This is a genomic window from Saccharopolyspora taberi, assembly GCF_039534165.1.
Classification (GTDB): domain Bacteria; phylum Actinomycetota; class Actinomycetes; order Mycobacteriales; family Pseudonocardiaceae; genus Saccharopolyspora_D; species Saccharopolyspora_D taberi.
On record NZ_BAAAUX010000014.1, the window covers coordinates 144,543 to 166,720 of the forward strand.

Consider the following 22,178-nt stretch of genomic DNA (forward strand, 5'->3'; position numbering starts at 1 on the left):
GTAGCGGTGTGTGCCTTCGAGTCAGCCGTCTGGAATGCTGCACGCCAAAGACCGGCCCGCCCCGGCGCGGGCCGGTGAGTCGACTGCCGCAGGTGTGAAGGTCATGAGTGATTGGTCGGCGGGCCCACCGCCGAAGGGCCGGAGGCCGCAGAGTGGCGGCGCCTACGACTACTACGGCAGCGGTCGTGAGCGGTCGGCCGCTCCCAGGCCACCCGGACCGCCGCCGCGGCGTGGTCCCGCCGGGCCGCCGCGCGATGAACTGCCCCCGCGCCCGCCCCAGCGCAAGAAGAAGCGGTGGGGCCGCCGCGTCGGGGTCACCCTGCTCGTGCTCGTGCTGCTGCTGGCCGGGCTGGTGTTCTACTTCGACTCCACGCTGCAGCGGGTCGAGGCGCTGGACTACCCGGGCCGCGCCTCCCAGGACACGCCCGGCACGAACTGGCTGCTGGTGGGCTCCGACAGCCGCGAGGGACTCGACGACGCCCAGCGCGAGCAGCTGGGCACCGGTGAGGCCGCCGGGCAGCGCACCGACAGCATGATGCTCATCCACGTCCCCGACAGCGGCGGCCAGGTCTCCATGATCAGCCTGCCGCGCGACTCCTACGTGCCGATCCCCGGGCACGGCCGGGACAAGCTCAACGCCGCGTTCTCCTACGGCGGCGCGCCGCTGCTGACCCAGACCATCGAAGAGGTCAGCGGCGTGCACATCGACCACTACGCCGAGATCGGCTTCGGCGGGTTCGCCGACCTCGTCGACGCCGTCGGCGGCGTGGACGTGTGCCTGGACCAGCCGATCGACGACCCGAAGGCCCACATCAACCTGCCCGCGGGCTGCCAGGAGCTCGACGGCCCGAACGCGCTGGGCTTCGTCCGCTCCCGCTACGCGCTGGCCGACGGCGACCTCGGCCGGGCGGCCAACCAGCGCAAGGTGATGGGGGCGCTGGTGGACAAGGCCACCGGCCCGGCCACCCTGTTCAACCCGTTCCGCCTGGTCCCGCTGGCCTCGGGCGCGTCGAAGACGTTCACCGTCAACACCGGCGACCACCTCTGGCACCTGGCCTCGCTCGGCCTGGCCATGGGTGATCTCAGCGGCCCCAACGGCGTGACCACCTCCGTGCCGTTCGGCCGCTTCGGGCAGGACTCCAACGGCCAGTCGGTGATCATCTGGGACAAGGAACGCGCCGCGGCGATGTTCGACGCCCTGGCCAAGGACCAGCCGATCCCGCCCGACATCCTCGACAAGTAGCGCACGTGGTGAAGGGGGACGCCCGGCCGGCGTCCCCCTTCGTCGTGTGCGGGGTCAGGACACGAAGCTGGCCAGCTGGCGGTGGTCGCCGTTGAACGTGTTCTGGTCCCCGGGCAGCACCCCGTGGTTGGAGAACTGCCAGATCGTCTGGAAGTCCCAGCCCGCGGGCAGTTCCCCGGGCGCGGGCGCGTAGCGGGCCAGCCACAGCGGGTTGCGCGCGCCGAACGTGGGATTGGCCCCCGTGCACCGGTTCCACCACGCCGTGGTCGTGTAGATCGCGGGGTGGCGGCCGGTGCGCGCGAAGTAGGTGTCGCTGAACTCGGCGATCCAGGCCGACATCCGCTCCGGCGGCAGGCCGTAGCAGATCTCGCCGTAGGGGTTGTGCTCGATGTCGAGCGCGCCCGGCAGCAGCCCGGGCGACCAGCCGCCGCCGTGGTCGACGAAGAAGTTCGCCTGCTGGGCGCCGGAGGAGCGGTCGGGCAGCCCGAAGTGGTAGGCGCCCCGCACCATGCCCACCGCGTGCGCGCCCTCGTACTGGGCGGCGAAGTGGTCGTTGCGGAACCCGGTGCCCTCGGTGGCTTTGACGTAGGCGAACCGGGCGCCGTCGGCCCACGCCCGCGGCCAGTCGACCACTCCCTGGTGCCCGCTGACGTCCATGCCCGCCACACCTCCCGCGGGCACCGGCGCGCTGCGCTGCGCGGGAGCACCGATGCTGTAGCCCGCCCACGCGCCTGCCGGATCATCGGGATCCAGCCGGGGCGCGGTACCGGACGCGGCAGGCGCTCCGGCCGCGGTCACCGCGACGATGATCGCCGCGAGAATGATTCCCCGTCGCGGGAACCGGGAGCTTCGGACAACGGCCATCACAGGGGCCTCCTCACTGTCGGCGGGGCGCGCACGGCCACCGGCACAGGTAAAAGTGAGAAATCTTCCGCTCAGCGGAGAATAACCCGTCGCGGGGCTTCCCGCCGTCCACATGCGACTCGTGTCCGTCCACTGTGGCACACGCCGGGAATGTCCGATTGGAGAATCGCCGCCGGGTCGGGTAGGTCTCGGGGCATGGCACAGCGACCAGGACCACGCCGCGGTGACCGGCCTCGCCCGGCCGGGGGACGACGGGACGAACGAGGGCTGCGCGACGAACTGCGGTCCATGCACGGCAGCAGCTACGGACGCTACAAGTCGCTGCGCGGATCGTGGTCGTTCGACTCCTTCGAGCTGGAGGTCCAGCGGGTCCAGCCCGACCCCTTCGCCCCGGCCAGCCGCTGCCAGGTGCGGGTGGAGCCGCGGGTGGCGGGATTCCCCGAGCAGCTGTGGCGCAACCCGGTGCGCGCCCGCGGCCTGGCCGGGTTCCTGCTGCGCGCGGTGCACCGGCAGCTGCGCGACAGCCGGTTGCGCGTCGACGCCGGCGGTCAGGAGGTGCTCGACCGCAGCGCCTGCCAGATCGCCGGCGGTGCGGTCGTGCTGCGGCTGGGCATCGACCTGCCCGGCCGGGGCCGCACCATCGACGGCCACGCCGCCGCCCGCGCGCTGTGCGACGACCTGCCCGAGGCCGTCGAGGCCGCGCTGCGCTACGCCACCGCCGACCAGCGGCGCGCCCAGGAGTTCGTCGACTCCGTCGAGGACACCGACGCGCTGCGCCGCGCGCTGGACCCCCGCGGTCTGGTCGCCTTCGTCGCCGACGGGGCGATCCTGCCGCGCCGCAGCGGTGTCGACGACCGGCCGCTGGCCACCGCGGTCCCGTTCGACTCCCCGGAATCACTGCGCGTCGAAATCGAACTGCCCAATCGTGGGACGATCACCGGAATGGGCGTGCCGGAGGGGATCACGTTGATCGCCGGCGGCGGTTTCCACGGCAAGTCCACCCTGCTGCGGGCGCTGGAAGACGGCATCTACGACCACGTGCCCGGCGACGGGCGGGAACTGGTGGTCTGCCGCGACGACACCGTCAAGATCCGCGCCGAGGACGGCAGGCGGGTGCACCGGGTCGACGTCAGCCCGTTCGTCTCCCACCTGCCCACCGGCGCCGACACCCGCGACTTCTCCACCGACAACGCCTCCGGCTCGACCTCGCAGGCCGCCGCCATCGCCGAGGCCGTCGAAGCGGGCGCCCGCGCGCTGCTGGTCGACGAGGACACCGCCGCGACCAACCTGATGATCCGCGACGCGCGCATGCAGGCGCTGGTGGCCAAGGAAGCCGAGCCGCTGACCCCGTTCGTCGACCTCGTCCGGCCCCTGCACCGCCAGCGCGGCGTGTCCACCGTGCTGGTCATGGGCGGCTCCGGCGACTACATCGACGTCGCCGACCGGGTCCTGATGATGGACGCCTACCACGCCCGCGACGTCACCGGCCGCGCCCGGGAACTGGCCGCCCGGCCCACCGGCAGGCACGCCGAGGCAGACGAGTTCCCGCCGGTGCGCCACCGCGTGCCCGACCCCCGCTCGCTGGAGACCGACCGGCCCCGCGTCCGCGCCCGCGGCGTCGACGCCCTCACCCTCGGCGAATCCACAGTGGACCTGCGGGCCGTCGAGCAGATCGTCGACGCCGCCCAGGTCACCGGCATCGGCCTGGCGCTGGTGACCTGCGTGCGCGAGGGCCTGATCGACGGCACCCGCAGCCTGGCCGAGGTCCTCGACGCCTACGCCGCCCGCGTCGACCGGCGCGGCCCGGCCGCCGTCGACGACCACTACGTCGGCGACTTCGCGGTGCCCCGCCGGTTCGAACTGGCCGCCGCCCTCAACCGGCTGCGCACCCTGCGCATCGCCGCCCACAACGGGGTTTGACCGACCCGGCCCAGCGGGCATCACCTCCAGTGGGAGCCACCCGCACGCGCCTTCGCGGCGGAGGGAGGCCGACGATGTCGCGCACCGGATTTCCCGAGCGGGCCAGGGAAGGATTCGACGACCGCAGGCACGCCGGGCGCCTGCTGGCCCGGCAGCTCACCGGCCTGGACCTCACCGACCCCGTGGTGTTCGGGCTGGCCAGGGGAGGGGTGCCGGTGGCAGCCGAGGTCGCCCTCGCCCTCGGCGCGCCGCTGCGGGTCGCGGTGGCCCGCAAGATCGGCGCCCCCGGCCAGCCCGAACTCGCCCTCGGCGCCGTCACCGCCGACGGGCCCGTCAGCTACGACCCGCGGCTGCTGCGGGCCTTCCACGTCGACGAGCAGGTCCTCGAACCCGACTGCGCCCGCGAACGCGCCGAGGCCCGCCGCCGCGAGCAGCTGTTCCGCCGCGGTGAGGACGTGCCGCTGGCCGGACGCGACGCGGTGCTCGTCGACGACGGCCTGGCCACCGGCGCCACCGCCCGCGCGGCGGTGCGGATGCTGCGCGAGGCGTCCCCGCGCAGCATCGTGCTGGCCGTGCCCGTCGGCGCACCCGACGCGGTCGCCGCGCTGCGCCGGGAAGCCGACGTCGTGGTCTGCGTGCTGCAACCGGTCGGGTTCGCCGCGGTGGGGCAGTGGTACCGCAACTTCCGCGCGACCAGCGACGAGGAGATCTTCGACGTCCTGGCCGAAGTCGGGTCGTGATCAGCCCACGGGGGTCAACGTGCCCAGCGCGGCCTCGATCGCCCCGGCCGCGGTCAGGCACAGGTCCTCGCGGAACGGGCGGCCGATGACCTGCACCCCCATCGGCACCCCGCCGGACACGCCGGTGGGCACCGCGACCGCGGGGACGCCGACGAACGAGGTCACCGTGCACAACCGGGCCGCCAGCGCGAAGCGGAGGAACTGCTCCTCATCGGGTTGGCCGTCGACGTCTCCGGGCGGTTCGGTGGACACCGGGCCCAGCACCAGCGGGTAGTGGGCCAGGAAGCGCAGCCAGTCGCTGGTGATCCGGTGCCGGTCGGCGGTGGCCCGGACGTAGTCCGGCAGGCTCACCGGGGGCTGTCGGCGCAGGCTCAGCTCCATGTGCCGGGCGCTGTCGTCGGTCAGCAGCGGGCGGATCCGCGGCCACGACAACCCGAACTCGGTGGTGATCAGCTTGCCGTAGCAGTGCAGCGCCTCCGGCAGCGCGGGCACGTCGCGTTCCTCCACCGCGTACCCGGCATCCGAGAGCACCCCGGCGGCCCGCTCGATCTCGGCCCGCACGCGGGGGTCGACGCCGAGACCGCCCGGATCGGCCGTCACCGCCACCCGCACCGGGCCGGTCGGGGCGGGACCGTCCAGCGGGGCCGGGACCGCGCGCGGATCACGCGAATCCGTTCCGGCCAACACCTCGAACGCGGCCCGCAGGTCGCCCACGCTGCGGGCGATCGGCCCGTCCTTGGGGAACAGCTGCGAGGCCAGCGCCGGATCGCGGCCGCCGACCCGGTGCTCCATCGGGAACCGCCCGTAGCTCGGGTTGAGCGCGGTGACCCCGCAGCACAGCGCCGGTCCCCGCACCGAACCGCCCGAGTCGTTGCCCAGGCCGATCGCGGCCATGCCCGCCGCGACCGCGGCGCCGTCGCCGCCGCTGGTGGCGCCGGGATCGCGGATCGTGCCCCACGGGTTGACCGTCTCGCCGAACAGCTGGCTGCGGGTGGACCCGCCGATGGTCAGGTCCGGCATGTTGGTGTGCCCGATGGGGATCGCGCCCGCCGCGCGCAGCCGGGCGACCGGGGGCGCGTCGGCGTCGGCGACGTTGTCGCGGAACCGCGGCACGCCGTGGGTGGTGGGGACTCCGGCGATGTCGATGTTCTCCTTGACCGTGAACGCGACCCCGGCCAGCGGTCCCGGCTCCTCGCCCGCGGCGCGGCGCCGGTCGAGATCGGCCGCCGCGGACCGGGCGCTGCCGGCCAGCAGGGCGGTCACGGCGTTGACGGCCGGGTTGACCGCGGCGATGCGCTCCAGGTGCGCCTCGACGACCTCGGCCGCGCTGATCCGTCCCGAACGGACGGCGGAGGCCACCTCGGTGGCCCGCATTTTCCACATGCCACCGCAAGATACGGATCTGTATCTGAATTCGCTAATGTATATTGGGGTCATGCCGCCGAACCGCCTCAGCCGGCAGGAAAGCCGCGCCCGGACCCGGCAACGCCTGCTCGACGCCGCCGGTGAGCTGTTCGCCGAACGCGGCGTCAACGGCACCTCCGTGGAGCAGATCGCCGAGCACGCCGGATACAGCCGCGGTGCCTTCTACGGCAACTTCACCGACAAGCAGGCCCTCGTCGCCGAACTGCTCAAGCACCGCACCCTGCGCGAACGCGAGGAGGTCGCCGCGCTCCAGCGGGATGCGACCGACGAGCAGGACGTGCTGGAACCGCTGCGGGCCTGGCACCGCGACCGCGCCGAACACCTCACCGGCTGGCTGACGCTGCGCCTGGAACTGCTGCTTTACGCGCTGCGCAACCCCGAGATCCGGCCCGAGGTCGCCGAGCGGGAGACGATCGCGCGCGAGGCCATCGCCGGCGGCGTGCGCCACGAACTCGGCGATGACGCCCCGGCCGACGCCGACTTCCTCGCGCTGATCCTGCACGCGCTGGAAGACGGACTGCTCATCCAACGGCTGCTGCATCCCGACCGGATCAGCGACGAGGTCGTGGTCGACGCCGCCGAGCTGCTCCTGCGCAGCTGGAAGCGCCCCGGCTGAGAATCAGCCGCGCGTCGCGATCACGACGGTCGCCTCCTCGTGCCGCACCACCCGCGGCTCCAGCCCGTGCCCGGCGAACACCGCGACGCTGTGCGCGGCTTGGCCGTCGCTGACCTCCACGAGCACCGATCCGCCCGGCGCCAGCCACCGCCGCGCGTCGGCGGCGACCCGCCGCTGCACGTCCAGCCCGTCCGCGCCGCCGTCGAGCGCCACCCGCGGTTCGTGCTCGCGGGCCTCCGGCGGCATCAACCCCACCGACTCCGTCGGCACGTACGGGGTGTTGGCGAGCAGCACGTCGATCCGGCCCCGCAGCCCGGCAGGCAGCGCGTCGAACAGATCGCCCTCGTAGACCCGGTCCCGGCCGAGGTTGCGGCGCGCGCAGCGCACCGCGGCCGGATCGATGTCGGCGGCGTGCACCTCGACACCGTCCACAGTGGCCGCCAGCGCCGCGCCCAAAGCGCCCGAGCCGCAGCACAGGTCGACGACCACCGACCCCGGCGCCACCAGCTTGGCGGCCTGCGACACGAGGAACTCGGTGCGGCGGCGGGGAACGAACACCCCCGGTTCCAGCGCGACGCGCAGTCCGCAGAACTCGGCCCAGCCCAGCACGTGTTCCAGCGGGAGCCCTGCCACCCGGCGGGCGGCCATCGCGTCGAGTTCGCCAGGGGTGCGCGCGGTCGCCAGCAGCAACCGCGCCTCGTCCTCGGCGAACACGCAGCCCGCCGCACGAAGCCTGGACACCAGAGCAGAAGGAGGGGAAACCGACATCTCACGCGCCTTTCGGGAACTGCCGAGGGGCGCTGCCGCAGTCACCGCCGCGGAGTCGATCCCGCGCGGAGGCCGATGGCAAGCACCCGGACCGCACAAGCGAAAACGGGTCTCACCTCCTCGGCCGTTCCGGACGCCGCCACGCTACCCGAGCCCGTCGCGGGCAGGCTCGGGCGGTGTGCGGGCGAACGCTCGCGCCGCCGCCGAAGAGCACCTCAGCTGTGGTGCCGGCGCTGAGGACGCGGCTTGACCTGCGGAGATCCCAGCCGTCCAACACGGATCTTTTTCGCGTCTGTGGTTTCAGCGTGAACCGAAACCAATCCCGGAGCGGGAAAACCTCCACTACCGGCCCCGAAAGAGCTAGCCTGCTCGCCAAGCAAGGATGCCCCAGGTGTGATAACCGGGTGTTTTTCGACACCGGTTGGGCGGCGATGGGCGCGTCAGGGTGGCTACCGGAACAGGACTCGGGTTGGCTGGTTGGTTATGACTGCCGCTGGACATTCCGACAAGCAACGCGCCCACAACGGACGGCACACGCCGCCCCGGCGCGGGGCCAGACGGAGTGCCGAGTCCGGCGAGGTCGAGACGGGCTACTCCGCCGAGATCGCCGCCCAGCTCGGCGAAGCCTCCGCGCAGCTCGGCGCCCGGCTGGTGGATCCGGCGGTGGCGCACTCGGTCGCCGAGGTCGAGCAGGTCGCCCGCGGGTTCTCCGTCGTGGCCGACGGCATGGCCGAGGGGATGGGCGGGGTCACCGAGTGGCTGCGGGCCGCCGGGCACGCCGGACCGCTGTCCGGGCACGCCAGCGTGGTGGCCGACCGGCTGGCCCACGTCAGCAAGGAACTCACCCGGCTCGCCGAGGCGATCGAGAAAGCCCGCCAGGACACCCCCTGACCGCCGCCTCGCCTCCAGCGCGCCGCGGGCCTCTCAGTATGTTGGGAACGACATCGCGGCGGCGATGATCGAATGGTGCCTCGCCGGCGCGGTCGACCACCCGGGCGCACAGCGCTTCGGCACCGCCGCGACGGTCACCGGCAGGCGGAAACGAGTGTGGAGGTGAGCCGTGAGTCGCGGCAGTGTCGGAGATTCCTCTGCCGCCTTCGATTCGCTGCTCAGTGAGTTGTTCGAGGTGCACGCCGGCGGCGGGCAGCCTGCCGCGCCACCCGTGCCGGGCGGTCTGGAGCTGGGCAACCTGCTCGACACCCAGGCGCACGAGGTGGTCTCGAAGGCGATCCGGGCCACTGTGGACTGGGGCAGCCGGGAACTGGACAGCGCCCACCTGCTGTGGGCGGTGACCCAGGTGCGGCCGACCGCCGAGATGCTGGCCGACTCCGGTGTGCGGGTCGAGGAACTGGCCTCGGCGGTGCGCACAGTGGCGGGCACCTACGACGCGCTGGGCGGGCAGGCGCGGGGCAAACCGGTGCTGTCCTCCTCGGCGCGGCGCGCGTTGCTGGGCGCGCACCAGCAGGCGCTGAGCGAAGGCGCCGACGCCGTCGGTGCGCGGCACGTGCTGCTGGGGCTGGCCACCGACGCGGACTCGGTGGCGGGCCGGGCGCTGGCCCGCGCGATCGAGCGCAGCGAACGCGGCCGCCCGGCCGGGCGGGGATCGGTGCTGAGCACCACGCCCAAGCTCGACGAGTTCGGCCTGGACATGACCGAACTGGCCCGCTCCGGCGGGCTGGACCCGGTCGTCGGGCGCTCCGAGGAGGTCGACCAGGCCGTCGAGGTGCTGGGGCGGCGCACCAAGAACAACCCGGTGTTCATCGGCGATCCCGGGGTCGGCAAGACCGCGATCGTGGAGGGCCTGGCGCAGCGGATCGTCGAGGGTGCGGTGCCGTGGTCGCTGGCGGGCAAGCGGCTGGTGTCGCTGGACCTGGCCGGGATGGTGGCCGGGGCGAAGTACCGGGGCGAGTTCGAGCAGCGGTTCCGCGACGTGATGAACGAGATCCGCCAGCACCGCGACGAACTGCTGGTGTTCATCGACGAGATCCACAGCATCGTCGGCGCCGGTGCCGGCGAGGGCACCATGGACGCGGGCACGATGCTCAAGCCCGCGCTGGCCCGCGGCGAGGTGCGGGTGATCGGCGCGACCACGGTCGAGGAGTACCGCAAGCACGTCGAGAAGGACCCGGCGCTGGAACGCCGGTTCCAGCCGATCCTGGTGCCCGAACCGTCGGTCGAGGACACCGTCCTGGTGCTCAAGGGGCTGCGGGAGCGCTACCAGCGCCACCACGGGGTGGTGATCGCCGACGACGCGCTGACCGCGGCGGCCGGGCTCTCGCAGCGCTACATCGCCGACCGGTTCCTGCCGGACAAGGCGGTCGACCTGCTCGACCAGGCGTGCTCGCGGGTGCGGCTGCTGCGCGGCGGTTCGCCCCGCGACACCCCGGCCGGGGGCGCCCCCGAGCCCGCGGTGGGCCGTGACGACGTCGCCGACGTGGTGTCGCGGCGCACCGGCATCCCGGTCTCGGATCTGACCGCCGCCGACAAGCAGCGCCTGCTGGGGCTGGAGAAGCAGCTGGGCGACCGGGTCATCGGGCAGGAGGCCGCGGTGCGGTCGGTGGCCGAGGCGGTCCGGCGGGCGCGGGCGGGCCTGTCCGATCCGGAGCGGCCGATCGGCAGCTTCCTGTTCCTCGGGCCGACCGGGGTCGGCAAGACCGAGCTGGCGCGCGCCCTGGCGCGGGCGCTGTTCGGGGACGCGCAGCGGCTGATCCGGTTCGACATGGGCGAGTTCCAGGAAAAGCACACGGTCTCGCGGCTCATCGGCGCGCCGCCGGGCTACGTCGGCTACGGGGAGGCCGGGCAGCTGACCGACCGGGTGCGCCGCCAGCCGTATTCGGTGCTGCTGCTCGACGAGGTCGAAAAGGCGCATCCGGACGTGTTCAACACCCTGCTGCAGCTGCTCGACGACGGCAGGCTGACCGACGCGCAGGGCCGCGGCGTGGACTTCCGCAACGTCGTGGTGATCATGACCTCCAACATCGGGGCGCAGCGCATCCTCGACGGCACGCTCGGCCCGCAGGAGTCGGCGCTGGTGCTGCTGGAGGAGCTGCGGGCGTTCTTCCGCCCGGAGTTCATCAACCGCATCGACGAGGTGACGGTGTTCCGCGCGCTGGGGCCTGCCGAACTGCGGGAGATCGCGAGCCTGCTGCTGGAGCGCACCTACGACCAGTTGCTGGCCAAGGGGATCCGGCTGGAGGTCACCGAGTCCGCGGTGGCGTGGCTGGCCGAACGCGGCCACGAGCCGGAGTTCGGGGCGCGGCCGCTGCGGCGGGTGATCCAGCGGGAGCTGGACAACCGGCTGGCCGCGCTGGTGCTCGACGGGTCGCTGGGTTCGGGGCACCGGGTGCTGGTCGACGCCGTCGACGGGGAGCTGGCGCTGGAGGTCGCGCGGGAGCACACCTCGGGCGGGCGGCACGCGGCCCCGGCCGCGGTGTGGTCGTGATCGGGCCCGGTTTCTGCCAGGCTGGGGCCCATGGTGGCCTTCGATGCGATCGGTGAGCGCTACGTCAAGGAGCGCGAGGAGCTGAGCGAGCAGCTGCGGGCGGGGCAGTGGGTGATCGACCGGCTGCCCGCCGGTGCCCGGGTGCTGGATCTGGGCTGCGGTACGGGGTTTCCGACGGCCGAGCAGTTCGCCGCCGCCGGCGTGGAGGTCGTCGGTGTCGACGAGTCGCCGCGGATGCTGGAGCTGACCGCACGGCGGGTGCCCTCGGCGCGGGTGGAGCGTGGCGACATGCGCTCGCTGGATCCGGGGCTCGGGGATTTCGACGCGGTGACGGCGTTCTTCTCGCTGCTGATGCTGACCCGCGCCGAGGTCGCCGAGGTGCTGGCCGCGGTGCGGGGGCGGCTGCGCGGGCCGGGGCTGCTGGCGGTGGCGATGGTGCAGGGCGACTTCGACGCCGAGCCGATCACGTTCCTGGGCACCGAGATCCGGGTGTCGGCGTGGTCGCCGCAGGAGTTCGGCGAGGTCGTTGAGGCGGCCGGGTTCACCGTCGAGGAGCTGCGGGACGTGCGGGTCGAGTGCGAGACCGACCGGCCGTACCAGGTGGAGCCGCAGGTGTTCGTCTACGCCCGCGCGGGCCGGTAGCTCGTCAGCCGAGGTCGGCGAGCTTGCGCTCCAGCACCGCCCGCTCGCGTGCGTTCCCGCACAGCCGCGCGGCGCGTTCCAGTTCGGTGCGCGCTTCGCCGGTGCGTCCCAGGCGGGTGAGCAGTTCCCCGCGGACGCTGGGCAGCAGGTGCGAGTTCGGCAGCGACCCGGCGGCCATGAGCTCGTCGACGATCGGCAGCGCCGCAGCCGGTCCCCGGGACATGGAGACCGCCACCGCCCGGTTGAGGTCGACCACCGGTGACGGCACGAGCCTGCCGAGGGCCTCGTAGAGCAGGACGACGCGTTCCCAGTTTGTCGCGTCGACTGATGCGGCGACGGCATGGCATTCGGCGATCGCCGCCTGCAAGCCGTAGGCGCCCAGGCCCCGGCCGGTGCGTTCGGCGCGGGCGAGGGCGGCTCGTCCCCGGCGGATGGCGGCGCGGTCCCAGCGGCGGCGGTCCTGGTGTTCCAGCAGCACCGGCTCGCCGTCGGGCCCGGTGCGGGCGGGAAAGCGCGCCGCGGTCAGCTCCAGCAGCGCCAGCAGGCCGTGGGTCTCGGGCTGGTCGGGCACCAGCCGGGTCAGCACCCGGGCCAGGCGCTGCGCCTCGCCTGCGAGGTCGAATCGGATGAGGTGTTCACCGGAGCTGGCCGAGGACCCTTCGGTGAAGATCAGGTAGATCACGTTGAGCACCGAGCCGAGCCGTTCGGTCCGCTCCTCGGCCGGGGGCACCGCGAACGGCACCCGGGCGGCCGCGAGGGTTTTCTTCGCGCGAGTGATCCGGGCCTGCACGGTCGCGGTGGGCACGAGGAACGCTTTGGCGATCTCGTCGCTGGTCAGGCCGCCGACCACGCGCAGGGTCAGCGCCACCCGTGCTTCGCGGGACAGCACGGGGTGGCAGGAGGTGAACATCAGCGCGAGCACGTCGTCGTCGATCTGGTCCGGATCCCACAGCACGTCCTCGGCGTCCCGGGCCGGGTCGGCGGGCGCGCTGCCCGCGAAGGCGCCGCCCTCGCCGAGGTCGTGGGCGAGGGCGGCGTAGCGTTCGTCGAGGGCGTGGCGGCGGCGGAACGCGTCGATCGCGCGGCGGCGGCCGACGGTGAGCAGCCATCCCGCGGGGTGGCGGGGGACGCCGTCCCGGGGCCAGGTCACGAGTGCTTCGGCCAGCGCCTCCTGGGCGAGGTCCTCGGCCAGCGCGAAGTCGCCGGTGTAGCGCGCGAGCGCGCCGACGATCCGCGCGGACTCGATCCGCCAGACGGCGGCGACGGCCTCACGGCCGGTGCGACCGGTCATCGCCCGTCGGTCCCCTCAGAGCTGGCCGTTGGCTTCGCGCCACGCCCGCTCCTTGCGGATCCACTCGTTGTCCTGCGGGAACTCGTCGATCGTGGCGACCCGGCGGATCTCGGTCTTGAAGCCCGGCCCGGTCATCGGCGACCGCTTGGCCCACTCGACGGCCTCCTCCTTCGACGCCACGTTGAGGATGTAGAACCCGCCGAACAGCTCCTTGGTCTCGCCGTACGGTCCGTCGGTGACCACCGGCGGCTCCGAGGAGTAGTCGACGACCACGCCCTCGGCGGCGTCGTCGAGTCCTTCCGCCGCGACGAGCACGCCCGCCCGGATCATCTCCTCGTTGTACCTGCCGACGATTTCGAGCATCTCGTCGAAGTCGGCGTCGGCCATCTTCGCGAGGCCCTCGTCGGTGGCGCGCATGATCAGCATGTACTTCACGGTTGTCTCCCTGGTCGTCTGGCCCGCTCTCGGAGCCTCTCACCCCTAGGTCGAACGGGGAACGCCGTGGATCGACACACCCGCCGAAACGTGTTCGAGCGGGAGATCGTTTCGGTGGTTGCGGTGCCGGGTACGCGGGGTGGTGGCCGTGATCCGCGCCGGAGGGAGGCCGCGCCGATGCAGCGCTCGCTGGCCCACAAGCTCATCGGTTCGCACCTGGTCGACGGCGATCTGGTGCCCGGCACCGAGATCGCGCTGGCCGTCGACCAGACGCTGACCCAGGACGCCACCGGCACCCTGGTGATGCAGGAGCTGGAAGCGCTCGGGCTGGACCGGGCCCGCACCGAGGTCAGCGTGCAGTACGTCGACCACAACCTGCTGCAGACCGACGAGAAGAACGCCGAGGACCACGAGTTCCTGCGTTCGGCGTGCCGCCGCTACGGGCTGTGGTTCTCCAAGCCCGGCAACGGGGTGTCGCATCCGACGCACATGCAGCGGTTCGGGATTCCGGGCCGCAGCATGGTCGGTTCGGACTCCCACACCTGCGCGGCGGGGTGCCTGGGGATGCTGGCGATCGGGGTCGGCGGGCTGGAGGTCGCGCTGGCCATCGCCGGGCAGCCGCTGCGGATCCGGATGCCCGAGATCTGGGGCGTGCGGCTGGAGGGGCGGCTGCGGCCGTGGGTGTCGGCCAAGGACGTGATCCTGGAAATGCTGCGTCGCCACGGGGTTTCCGGTGGGGTGCACCGGATCATCGAGTACCACGGGCCGGGGCTGGCGGGCCTGTCGGCGATGGACCGGCACGTCATCGCGAACATGGGTGCCGAGCTGGGGGCCACGACGACGGTGTTCCCTTCCGATTCCGCGGTCTACGAGTTCCTGCGCGCCGAGCGGCGGGAGCACGATTTCGAGGTGTTCACCGCCGATGACGGCGCTTCCTACGACGTGACCGAGACCCTGGACCTCTCGGAGGTCGAGCCGCTGATCGCGCGGCCGTCGGCGCCGGACTCGGTGGTGCCGGTGCGCGAGGTCGCCGGCACCGAGATCGGGCAGGTGGTGATCGGGTCCTCGGCGAATCCGGGGCTGCGGGACTTCGCTGTCGCGGCGGCGATGGTGCGGGGCCGCCAGACCGATCCGCGGGTCAGCTTCGACGTGAACCCGACCTCGCGGGAGATCCTGGCCGATCTGACCCGGATCGGCGGGACCCTGGACCTGGTGACCGCGGGTGCGCGGATCCACCAGGCGGGCTGCATGGGCTGCATCGGCATGGGCCAGGCGCCGGCGGTCGGGCAGAACTCGCTGCGCACGTTCCCCCGCAACTTCCCGGGCCGTTCGGGCACCCGGGAGGACTCGGTGTGGCTGTGCTCGCCGGAGACCGCGGCGGCCTCGGCGCTGACCGGGGTGATCACCGATCCGCGCGATCTGGGCCAGGACCCGCCGCGGCCGGTGCTGCCGGAGAGGGCGTCGGTCAACACCGCGATGCTGGTGCCGCCGCTGCCGGTGGAGCGGGCGCGGGAGGTGGAGCTGGTCAAGGGGCCGAACGTCTCGGCGCTGCCGGAGTTCCCGCGGCTGCCGGACCGGCTGGAGCTGCCGGTGCTGCTCAAGGCCGGTGACGACGTCTCCACCGACGAGATCTCCCCGGCCGGGGCGCGGGCGCTGCCGCTGCGGTCGAACATCCCGGCGCTGGCCGAGTTCAGCTTCACCGGCATCGACCAGGACTACCCGCGGCGGGCGCACGAGGCCGCCGGCGGGCACGCCGTGGTCGGCGGCGCCAACTACGGGCAGGGGTCCTCGCGGGAGCACGCCGCGATCGCGCCCCGCTACCTCGGGCTGCGGATGGTGCTGGCCAGGTCCTTCGCCCGGATCCACTGGCAGAACCTGGTCAACTTCGGCATCGTGCCGCTGGAGTTCGACGACCCCGCCGACTACGAGCGGGTGGGCGTCGGCGACGTGCTGGTCCTCGACGACGCGCCCCGGGCCGTCACCACCGGGGAGATCACGATCCGCAACACCTCGCGGGATCTGGTCGTCCGCGCCAGGCACAGCCTGTCCCCCCGACAGGTGGACACGGTAATCGCAGGGGGTGTCATTCCGCTGATCGCCACTCGACCGTGAGTGAGGGTCACACGAAAGTGGTGATGCTTTGTTGGCCTGCTCCGCTGCTCCTACGGTGGAGGCAGCGGTGGAGACCCCCGTCGCGGTGGCGGTCACGGGTGGTCCGCATCCCGGGTGGCGACCGGCCCCCGCGGCCCGCACAGGGAATCACCACCGACGATGGAGGTAGTGTGATCGTCTTCAGATCCGGTGCGCCTCGCCGGGAGGTCGCGCCCTGGGTGCCCGGCGGGCTCATCGCCGCCCCGCGCGCGGCAGGCGACCCGCCGCTGCAGCACAGCTGCGGAACCCCCGCGCTGCGGCTGTCGGTGGAATGGCCCGCTCCCGGAGTCGTGGTCGTGGGGGTGCGCGGGGAGATCGACCTGGCCTGCGTGCCCCGGCTGACCGAACTCGTCCGGCAACGGCTGACCGCCGCCTCGCTGCGGGCGGTGGTCATCGACGTCTCCGGCGTGACCTACAGCAGCAGCGCGGGCCTGGAGCTGCTCATCCACGCCCACCGCCGCGCCGAACACCGCGGCATCGACCTGTACGTGGTGCCCGGTGACGGGCCGGTGCGCAGGCTGCTGGAGCTGACCGGCCTGCGCGACCACTTCACCTGCCGCGACACCACGGCCGAGGCCCTCGCCGACGCACGGCACTGACCGTCCGCGGCCGCCAGGAACCGGGCCCGGTCAGGGCTTGCCGAGCCGGCGGTGGAGCGGAGTGCTCCCGCTGAACGGTCTCCCGATCACCGCGGTGTCGGCTCGCGCGCCTACACTTCCGCCGCTGGTCCAGGAGAGGCGGACGGACATGACGACCCACATCGCGCTGCTGCGCGGGATCAACGTCGGCGGTCGCACCAACATCGCGATGGCCGATCTGCGGCAGGTGTTCGCCGGGCTCGGCTGCGAGGAGGTCCGCACCTACCTGCGCAGCGGCAACGTCGTGTTCGGCTGCGCGGACAGCGCGGTGGCGGGCCTGGCCGCGGCGGTCGAGCAGCGGGTCGCCCGGGATCTGGGGGTGAGCACGACCGTGCTGCTGCGCACCGCCGGCGAGCTGGCCCGGGTGGTGGCGGGAAACCCGTTCCTGGACGAGGAATCCGACCTCACCCGGCTGCACGTCGGGTTCCTGTCCGAGCCGCCCGGGCCGCAGGCGCGGCTGAGCGTGCCGGGGCAGGGCCGGGAGCGGTTCCGGCTCGCCGGGCGCGAGCTGTTCCTGCACTACCCCGACGGGGTCGGGCGCAGCCGGTTCACCAACGCCCACATCGAAAAGCAGCTCGGGGTCGCGGCCACGGCCCGCAACTGGCGGACCGTGCTGGCGCTGGCGGAGATGACCCGCTAGGCGCGGAACGGCGCGAGGGTGAACCGCAGCCGCCGTCGCAGGCGGTCGGTGAGCGTGCCTTCGGGTTCGATGGCCCAGGTGATCAGCGAGCCGTGGTAGGCGGTCACCACGGCGTCGGCCAGTTCGTCGAGGTCGGGGCAGTGCAGCTGTCCGCTGTCGGCGGCTTCCTGCAGCACCCGGCGCACCTCGGCGCGCAGGCCCGCGGCGAAGGCGCGGGTGTGGTCGTGCAGCTCGGGGTCGGTGAGGTCCATGAGCAGGAACGCCACGTGGTGGGCCATCTGCTGGTGGGTGTCGATGCCGCCTGCCAGGCCGGTCAGGGCCGCTTCGAGCCGGGCCAGCGGCGTGCCGCGGCGCCGGAACGCCTCGCCGACGGTGCCGGCCGCGCGGGTGTTGAGGGCGGCCAGCAGGCCCTTCTTCGAACCGAACCGCTTGATCAGGGTGGCGGGGGAGGCGCCGGTGCGGTCGGCGACGTCGGCGAGGGTCAGCCGCGCCGGGCCGATCTCGGCGATGGCGGCCGCGGCGGCGTCGAGCAGTTGGTCGTCGGTGAAGGCCAGCGGGCGGGGGCTCATGCCAGCCAGCCTACCTTGATTAGTAAATGAACAGTTATTTACTATCGGTGTCATGAACGCACCCCTGCACGGACACATCGCCCTGGTCGCCGGCGGCACCCGCGGCGGAGGCCGCGGCATCGCCGTGGAACTCGGCGCCGTCGGCGCGACCGTCTACGTCACCGGCCGCAGCAGCCGCGCCGGGCGCTCGGAGATGCAGCGGCCGGAAACCATCGACGAGACCGCCGAGCGGGTCACCGCCGCGGGCGGCACCGGCATCCCGGTCCGGGTCGACCACAGCGACCCCGCCCAGGTCCGCGACCTGCTCGCCCGCATCGCCCGGGAGCAGGGCGGGCGGCTGGATGTGCTGGTCAACTCGGTGTGGGGCGGTGACCCGCACACCGACTGGGAACACCCGCTGTGGGAGCAGGACCTCGACACCGGGCTGCGGCTGCTGCGCCAGGCCGTCGAGACGCACGTGATCACCAGCCGCCACGCGCTGCCGCTGCTGGTGCGCCGCGGCCGGGGACTGGTCGTGGAGGTCACCGACGGCAACACCGCCCGCTACCGGGGCAGCTTCTTCTACGACCTGGCCAAGTCGCAGGTGATCCGCCTGGCCGTGGCCCAGGCCGCCGAGCTGCGCCCGCACGGCGTGGCCGCGGTCGCGATCACCCCGGGGTTCCTGCGCTCGGAGGCGGTGCTCGACCACTTCGGCGTCACCGAGGACACCTGGCGCGAGGCGATCGCCCAGGACCCGCACTTCGCGCACTCCGAAACCCCCGCCTACCTCGGCCGGGCGGTGGCCGCGCTGGCCGCCGACCCGCACGTCATGGCCAAGTCCGGGCGGGCGCTGTCGACGGCGGGCCTGCACCGCGAGTACGGCTTCACCGACACCGACGGCACCCAGCCCGACTTCGCCGCCTACTGGGCCACCGCGCTGGAGGACCAGTACGGGCCGCTGGGCGATCCGCTGTAGCTGGGAGTCCGCCCCCGGGGAAGACTCCACACTGGACGGGTGATGAACATCGGACAGTTCGCCCAGTTGACCGGTCTGAGCCTCAAGGCGCTGCGCCTCTACGACGAGCAGGGCCTGCTGCGCCCGGCCGCGGTGGACCCGTGGTCGCGCTACCGCCGCTACACCGCCCGGCAGCTCACCACCGCGGTGCGGCTCAAGGCGCTGCGCGCCGCCGACGTCCCGCTGGCCGAGGCGGGCCGCGCGCTGGAGGGCCAGTCCGCGGCGGTGCTGGCCGAGCACCGCGAGCGCCTGGCCACCGAACGCGCGCGCCAGGACGCCGCACTGGAGGCGGCCGAGGCTCTGCTGAGCGGGGACGAGCAGCGGTGGCGCGTCGAGGAACGCCAGGCGCACCAGCAGCACTGGGTGGCGGTGGTGCTGCCGGTCGACGACGACGAGGACGACGAAGCGGGCACCGAGCGGGCCAACTCCGCCTACACGGCGTTGTGGTCGGCGCTGGAGGCCGAGGGGAACCGCCCGGTCGGCGGGTTCTGGTCGTCGCTGCGGGCCCGGACCGACGGCGAGGTGGAGCTGCTGTGCTGCTGGCCGGTGGCCGGCCCGCCGCCCACCGGGTGGACGCTGCCGGGCTGGGCGGTGCAGACCGGTCTCGTGCCCGAGGGCCGGGAGCTGGTGGTGCGCTGGCGGCACGACGACCCGGTGCCCGCGGTCGACGGCGCGGTCCACCCGGCGGTGCTGGCGCTGCTGGCCGAGGCCGAGCGGCGCGGCACCGACCTGGATCTGGCTCAGCTGCGCCAGATCGGCCTGCTCGACGAGTCCGGCGACAGCGTCGGCGTCGAGGTCAGCGTCGCGGTGGGCTGATCACGGTTCCCGCACCGCCCCGGCCAGGACGGTGGTGACCATCCGGCGGACGGCCTCGGGCTCGGGCGGGGCGGCGGTGCGGTCGGCGAACAGCAGGTGCGCCGCGCCGATGAGTGCGGGGGCCAGCGCGTCGACGTCGGCGCAGGCGTCCAGCCGGCCGAGGTCCCGTTCCGCGGTGAGGTAGGCGGCGATCATGCCGGCGGCCTCGGTCAGGACCGGGACACCGGCGGGCAGGGTCTCGCGCAGCCGGGCGCGCAGGCCGTCCCGGGAGGTGATCAGGGCGACGATCGCCACCGCGACCGATTCGAACAGCGACGTCAGCGCACTGGTGAGGTTGTCCGCGAGGGTGCCGGTCCCGGCGGCCTCGCGCAGCGCCTCGGCCTCGGGGGCCAGCCTGGCGATCCGGTCGAGCACGAACTCGGCCAGGAAGGCGTCGAAGTCGGCGAAGTGCCGGTGCAGAACCCCTTTGGCGCAGCCGGCTTCGGCCGTGACCGCCCGGCTGGTCAGGGCGTTGGGCCCGTCGTGGAGCACGATGCGCTCGGCGGCGCCGAACAGCTGCTCGCGCACGTCGCGCAGGGCCACCCCGGTCGGCATCCGCGGTCCCTCCTTGTCGAGTGGGCATGTGCCCACTACTGTGGGCGCATGCCCACTTTAGCGTCGGGTCCGCCCGAACCGCACCACCACCGACAGGTGGCCGAGTCCTTCGGCACCGATCCCGAGCGCTACGACCGGGCCCGGCCCCGCTATCCCGGCGAGCTCATCGCGCGGATCGCCGGACCCGGGCGCGAGGTCCTCGACGTCGGCTGCGGCACCGGCATCGCCTCCCGGCAGCTGCGCGACGCCGGGTGCGCGGTGCTCGGGGTCGACCCGGACGAGCGGATGGCCGCGTTCGCGCGGCGCAGCGGTGTCGAGGTCGAGGTGGCCAGGTTCGAGGACTGGGATCCGGCGGGCCGAACCTTCGACCTGGTCGTGGCCGCGCAGACCTGGCACTGGGTCGACCCGGTCGCCGGAGCGGCCAAGGCGGCGCGGGTGCTGCGTCCCGAGGGCCGGCTGGCGGTGTTCGGCCACGCGTTCCGGCTGCCGCCCGAGGTGGCTCGCGCCTTCGCCGAGGTCTACCGGCGGGCGGTGCCCGGCTCGCCGTTCTCCGCCCCGCAGGCAGACCGGCACGAGGAGGTGTTCGACAAGGCCGCTGACGGAATCCGGCAGGCGGGCGGTTTCGGCGCTGTCGAGCGGTGGCGGTTCGACTGGGAGCAGCACTACACGCGCGACGCGTGGCTGGATCAGCTGTCGACCACCGGGATGCTCACGTGGCTGCCTGAGGACAAGCAAGCCGAAGTGCTTGACGGTGCCGGGGCCGTTCTCGACGCGTTGGGCGGCGGTTTCACGATGCCCGGCAGCACGATCGCGATGGTCGCCGCCCGCGAAAGCTGAGCGCTCTGACCGCGCCCAGCCCGTCGTGGGAGATCAACGGGTACCACGCGCAGGCACCAGTGCGGTTACGGTGCTGCCGGGTCGGCCGACGTCGACCGGCGTGGCCCGGCACACGAGTCCACAGTGGCCGGTGGCCGCGCCAGCAACGCGCGAACCAGGAGAAGTGATGACCGACCAGAGGTTCCAGCTGTCCCTCGACGGGTTCGACCCGCAGATCGACGACGCCGCGTGGGTGGCGCCCGGGTCCAGCCTCATCGGCCGGGTGCGGCTGGCCGCCGGGTCCAGCGTCTGGTACTCGACGGTGCTGCGCGGCGACACCGAGTGGATCACCATCGGCGCCGGAAGCAACATCCAGGACGGCTGCGTCGTGCACGCCGACCCCGGTTTCCCGGCGACGGTCGGGCAGGGCGTGACCGTCGGCCACCGCGCGGTGCTGCACGGCTGCACGATCGGTGACCACGTGCTGATCGGCATGGGCGCGGTGCTGCTCAACGGCGCCACGGTCGGGTCGGAGTCGCTGGTGGCGGCCGGGACCGTGCTGCTGGAAGGGGTGGAGGTGCCGCCGGGCTCGCTGGTGGCCGGCACCCCGGGCAAGGTCCGGCGGGAGCTCACCGACGACGAGAAGGCGGGGCTGCGGATCTCCGCCGAGCAGTACACCCGCAACGCCGAACGGCACCGCCAGGCCCTGCGCGGATAAGGCCCGCGAAAACGCGGAAGTGCCGTGACCGAGCGGTCACGGCACTTCCGGTCGTACCTGGTGGGACCACGGCGTTGGCGATGCGGTTCAGCGCATCGCGACCCGACGGTTGACCACGTTCAGCGGGTTGTCGCTTGGGAACCGGGGCTGAGGTGTGTCAGCCCTGAACGCGGCGCTGGGCGGTCGTGGAGCTCGGGTGCCGCATCACGGTGCGGGCCCGTCCCATCTCACGTGCCATGTTGCCCAGCCAACGAACCAGACCTGCCATTTCGGCGCCCTCCACTACGTCGTATTTGGTCCAGTCGAGATCCACCGTCTGCCTTAAGGGTTCTTGGTCCTGAGACCGCGGGCCCCTCCGGTGTTGAAGGCTCTCACCCGCATCATCGCCACAGGTAGTCGCGGTATTTCAGCTGTGAATAACGAACAGATAACGAAAAGTCCGGGGTGGTTGCACCGCTGAAACGGTGCGCCGGAGGCAGGAAAGCGCGGGGCGCAAGGGAGGACAGCGCACCCCGCCAAATGGGCTAACGAACGGACTCGGATCAGGGGTGTGCGCCGACGGTGTCGCGCAACTCACCCGCCATCGCCATGTCGGACTGGCGTGCGCAGTGGGCGCAGCAGAAGAACCGGCCGCTGGCCTCCACCCCGTGGCCGAGGATCCGGCAGCCGCAGTGCTCGCACTGCGGAGCCAGCCGCTGCGCGGCGCACTCGAACGAGTCGAAGGTGTGCACGGCGCCGCCGACGGTGTGAATCTCGAACGTCATCCAGTAGTCGTTGCCGCAGACTTCGCAGGTGCCCATCGTGGACCTCCCTGGGGGTTCGCCGGAAAACCCAGCATGCGTGGCCGTGCATGGGT

At 73.0% G+C, this 22,178-nt stretch carries 22 protein-coding genes; 14 read left to right on the forward strand and 8 right to left on the reverse strand.

Going from position 1 to position 22,178, the window contains the following annotated elements:
* Positions 1-103 precede the first annotated feature (103 nt).
* Positions 104-1,243 (forward strand): LCP family protein, encoded by a 1,140-nt coding sequence (locus ABD691_RS14750; RefSeq protein ID WP_344680233.1) that lies wholly within the window; start codon positions 104-106, stop codon positions 1,241-1,243.
* Positions 1,244-1,297: 54 nt separating this feature from the next.
* On the opposite strand, the gene ABD691_RS14755 is transcribed toward ABD691_RS14750, so the two are convergent.
* The gene (locus ABD691_RS14755; protein ID WP_344680234.1) at positions 1,298-2,107 is read right to left on the reverse strand and encodes a lysozyme; all 810 of its coding nucleotides are present in this window, start codon (positions 2,105-2,107) and stop codon (positions 1,298-1,300) included.
* 195 nt (positions 2,108-2,302) lie between these two features.
* On the opposite strand from ABD691_RS14755, the gene ABD691_RS14760 reads away from it, so the two are divergent.
* Together ABD691_RS14760 and ABD691_RS14765 are read left to right on the forward strand one after the other, a co-directional pair.
* The gene (locus ABD691_RS14760; protein ID WP_425565086.1) at positions 2,303-4,027 is read left to right on the forward strand and encodes an ABC-ATPase domain-containing protein; all 1,725 of its coding nucleotides are present in this window, start codon (positions 2,303-2,305) and stop codon (positions 4,025-4,027) included.
* Between the two features lie 74 nt (positions 4,028-4,101).
* Positions 4,102-4,767 carry a phosphoribosyltransferase gene (locus ABD691_RS14765; protein WP_344680235.1) on the forward strand — a complete coding sequence of 222 codons (666 nt, stop codon included), beginning with the start codon at positions 4,102-4,104 and terminating at the stop codon, positions 4,765-4,767.
* On the opposite strand, the gene ABD691_RS14770 is transcribed toward ABD691_RS14765, so the two are convergent.
* Positions 4,768-6,150 carry an amidase gene (locus ABD691_RS14770; RefSeq protein WP_344680236.1) on the reverse strand — a complete coding sequence of 461 codons (1,383 nt, stop codon included), beginning with the start codon at positions 6,148-6,150 and terminating at the stop codon, positions 4,768-4,770.
* Between the two features lie 52 nt (positions 6,151-6,202).
* Here ABD691_RS14770 and ABD691_RS14775 point away from each other — a divergent pair, with 52 nt between their 5' ends.
* Complete coding sequence (locus ABD691_RS14775) at positions 6,203-6,808, forward strand: TetR/AcrR family transcriptional regulator (protein WP_344680237.1); 606 nt, start codon at positions 6,203-6,205, stop codon at positions 6,806-6,808.
* Between the two features lie 3 nt (positions 6,809-6,811).
* On the opposite strand, the gene ABD691_RS14780 is transcribed toward ABD691_RS14775, so the two are convergent.
* Positions 6,812-7,576: a putative protein N(5)-glutamine methyltransferase gene (locus ABD691_RS14780; protein WP_344680238.1), complete on the reverse strand. Its 765-nt coding sequence runs from the start codon at positions 7,574-7,576 to the stop codon at positions 6,812-6,814.
* A 483-nt stretch (positions 7,577-8,059) separates the two neighbouring features.
* Here ABD691_RS14780 and ABD691_RS14785 point away from each other — a divergent pair, with 483 nt between their 5' ends.
* From ABD691_RS14785 to ABD691_RS14795, 3 genes are all read left to right on the forward strand, one after another.
* Complete coding sequence (locus ABD691_RS14785) at positions 8,060-8,467, forward strand: hypothetical protein (protein WP_344680239.1); 408 nt, start codon at positions 8,060-8,062, stop codon at positions 8,465-8,467.
* 169 nt (positions 8,468-8,636) lie between these two features.
* Positions 8,637-11,018 (forward strand): ATP-dependent Clp protease ATP-binding subunit, encoded by a 2,382-nt coding sequence (locus ABD691_RS14790; protein ID WP_344680240.1) that lies wholly within the window; start codon positions 8,637-8,639, stop codon positions 11,016-11,018.
* A 30-nt stretch (positions 11,019-11,048) separates the two neighbouring features.
* Positions 11,049-11,660 carry a class I SAM-dependent methyltransferase gene (locus ABD691_RS14795; protein WP_344680241.1) on the forward strand — a complete coding sequence of 204 codons (612 nt, stop codon included), beginning with the start codon at positions 11,049-11,051 and terminating at the stop codon, positions 11,658-11,660.
* A gap of 4 nt (positions 11,661-11,664) precedes the next feature.
* On the opposite strand, the gene ABD691_RS14800 is transcribed toward ABD691_RS14795, so the two are convergent.
* Positions 11,665-12,951: an RNA polymerase sigma factor gene (locus ABD691_RS14800; protein WP_344680242.1), complete on the reverse strand. Its 1,287-nt coding sequence runs from the start codon at positions 12,949-12,951 to the stop codon at positions 11,665-11,667.
* A 15-nt stretch (positions 12,952-12,966) separates the two neighbouring features.
* Entirely contained in the window at positions 12,967-13,386 is a 420-nt protein-coding gene (locus ABD691_RS14805) for a YciI family protein (protein WP_344680243.1), read from the reverse strand.
* Between the two features lie 177 nt (positions 13,387-13,563).
* On the opposite strand from ABD691_RS14805, the gene ABD691_RS14810 reads away from it, so the two are divergent.
* From ABD691_RS14810 to ABD691_RS14820, 3 genes are all read left to right on the forward strand, one after another.
* Entirely contained in the window at positions 13,564-15,498 is a 1,935-nt protein-coding gene (locus ABD691_RS14810) for an aconitate hydratase (protein ID WP_344680244.1), read from the forward strand.
* A 170-nt stretch (positions 15,499-15,668) separates the two neighbouring features.
* Positions 15,669-16,136, forward strand: a complete 468-nt coding sequence (locus ABD691_RS14815) for an STAS domain-containing protein (RefSeq protein WP_344680245.1) — start codon at positions 15,669-15,671, stop codon at positions 16,134-16,136.
* A gap of 148 nt (positions 16,137-16,284) precedes the next feature.
* Positions 16,285-16,815 (forward strand): DUF1697 domain-containing protein, encoded by a 531-nt coding sequence (locus tag ABD691_RS14820; protein WP_344680246.1) that lies wholly within the window; start codon positions 16,285-16,287, stop codon positions 16,813-16,815.
* Here ABD691_RS14820 and ABD691_RS14825 read toward each other — a convergent pair.
* Positions 16,812-17,384: a TetR/AcrR family transcriptional regulator gene (locus ABD691_RS14825; RefSeq protein WP_344680247.1), complete on the reverse strand. Its 573-nt coding sequence runs from the start codon at positions 17,382-17,384 to the stop codon at positions 16,812-16,814. The two genes, ABD691_RS14820 and ABD691_RS14825, sit on opposite strands and share 4 nt — an antisense overlap.
* A 52-nt stretch (positions 17,385-17,436) precedes the next feature.
* Between ABD691_RS14825 and ABD691_RS14830 the strand changes: the two genes are divergently transcribed.
* Together ABD691_RS14830 and ABD691_RS14835 are read left to right on the forward strand one after the other, a co-directional pair.
* Positions 17,437-18,339, forward strand: coding sequence for an SDR family oxidoreductase (locus tag ABD691_RS14830; RefSeq protein ID WP_344680248.1), 903 nt, complete (start codon positions 17,437-17,439; stop codon positions 18,337-18,339).
* 42 nt (positions 18,340-18,381) lie between these two features.
* Entirely contained in the window at positions 18,382-19,194 is an 813-nt protein-coding gene (locus tag ABD691_RS14835; protein ID WP_344680249.1) for a MerR family transcriptional regulator, read from the forward strand.
* On the opposite strand, the gene ABD691_RS14840 is transcribed toward ABD691_RS14835, so the two are convergent.
* A complete protein-coding gene (locus ABD691_RS14840) occupies positions 19,195-19,788 on the reverse strand; it encodes a TetR/AcrR family transcriptional regulator (protein WP_344680250.1) in 594 nt (197 codons plus the stop codon). It abuts the gene before it with no gap.
* Between the two features lie 48 nt (positions 19,789-19,836).
* On the opposite strand from ABD691_RS14840, the gene ABD691_RS14845 reads away from it, so the two are divergent.
* Both ABD691_RS14845 and ABD691_RS14850 read left to right on the forward strand, forming a co-directional pair.
* Entirely contained in the window at positions 19,837-20,625 is a 789-nt protein-coding gene (locus tag ABD691_RS14845; protein ID WP_344680251.1) for a class I SAM-dependent methyltransferase, read from the forward strand.
* Between the two features lie 166 nt (positions 20,626-20,791).
* Positions 20,792-21,322, forward strand: a complete 531-nt coding sequence (locus ABD691_RS14850; RefSeq protein ID WP_344680252.1) for a gamma carbonic anhydrase family protein — start codon at positions 20,792-20,794, stop codon at positions 21,320-21,322.
* Between the two features lie 542 nt (positions 21,323-21,864).
* Here ABD691_RS14850 and ABD691_RS14855 read toward each other — a convergent pair.
* Positions 21,865-22,122 carry a Prokaryotic metallothionein gene (locus ABD691_RS14855; protein ID WP_344680253.1) on the reverse strand — a complete coding sequence of 86 codons (258 nt, stop codon included), beginning with the start codon at positions 22,120-22,122 and terminating at the stop codon, positions 21,865-21,867.
* Positions 22,123-22,178: the final 56 nt, after the last annotated feature.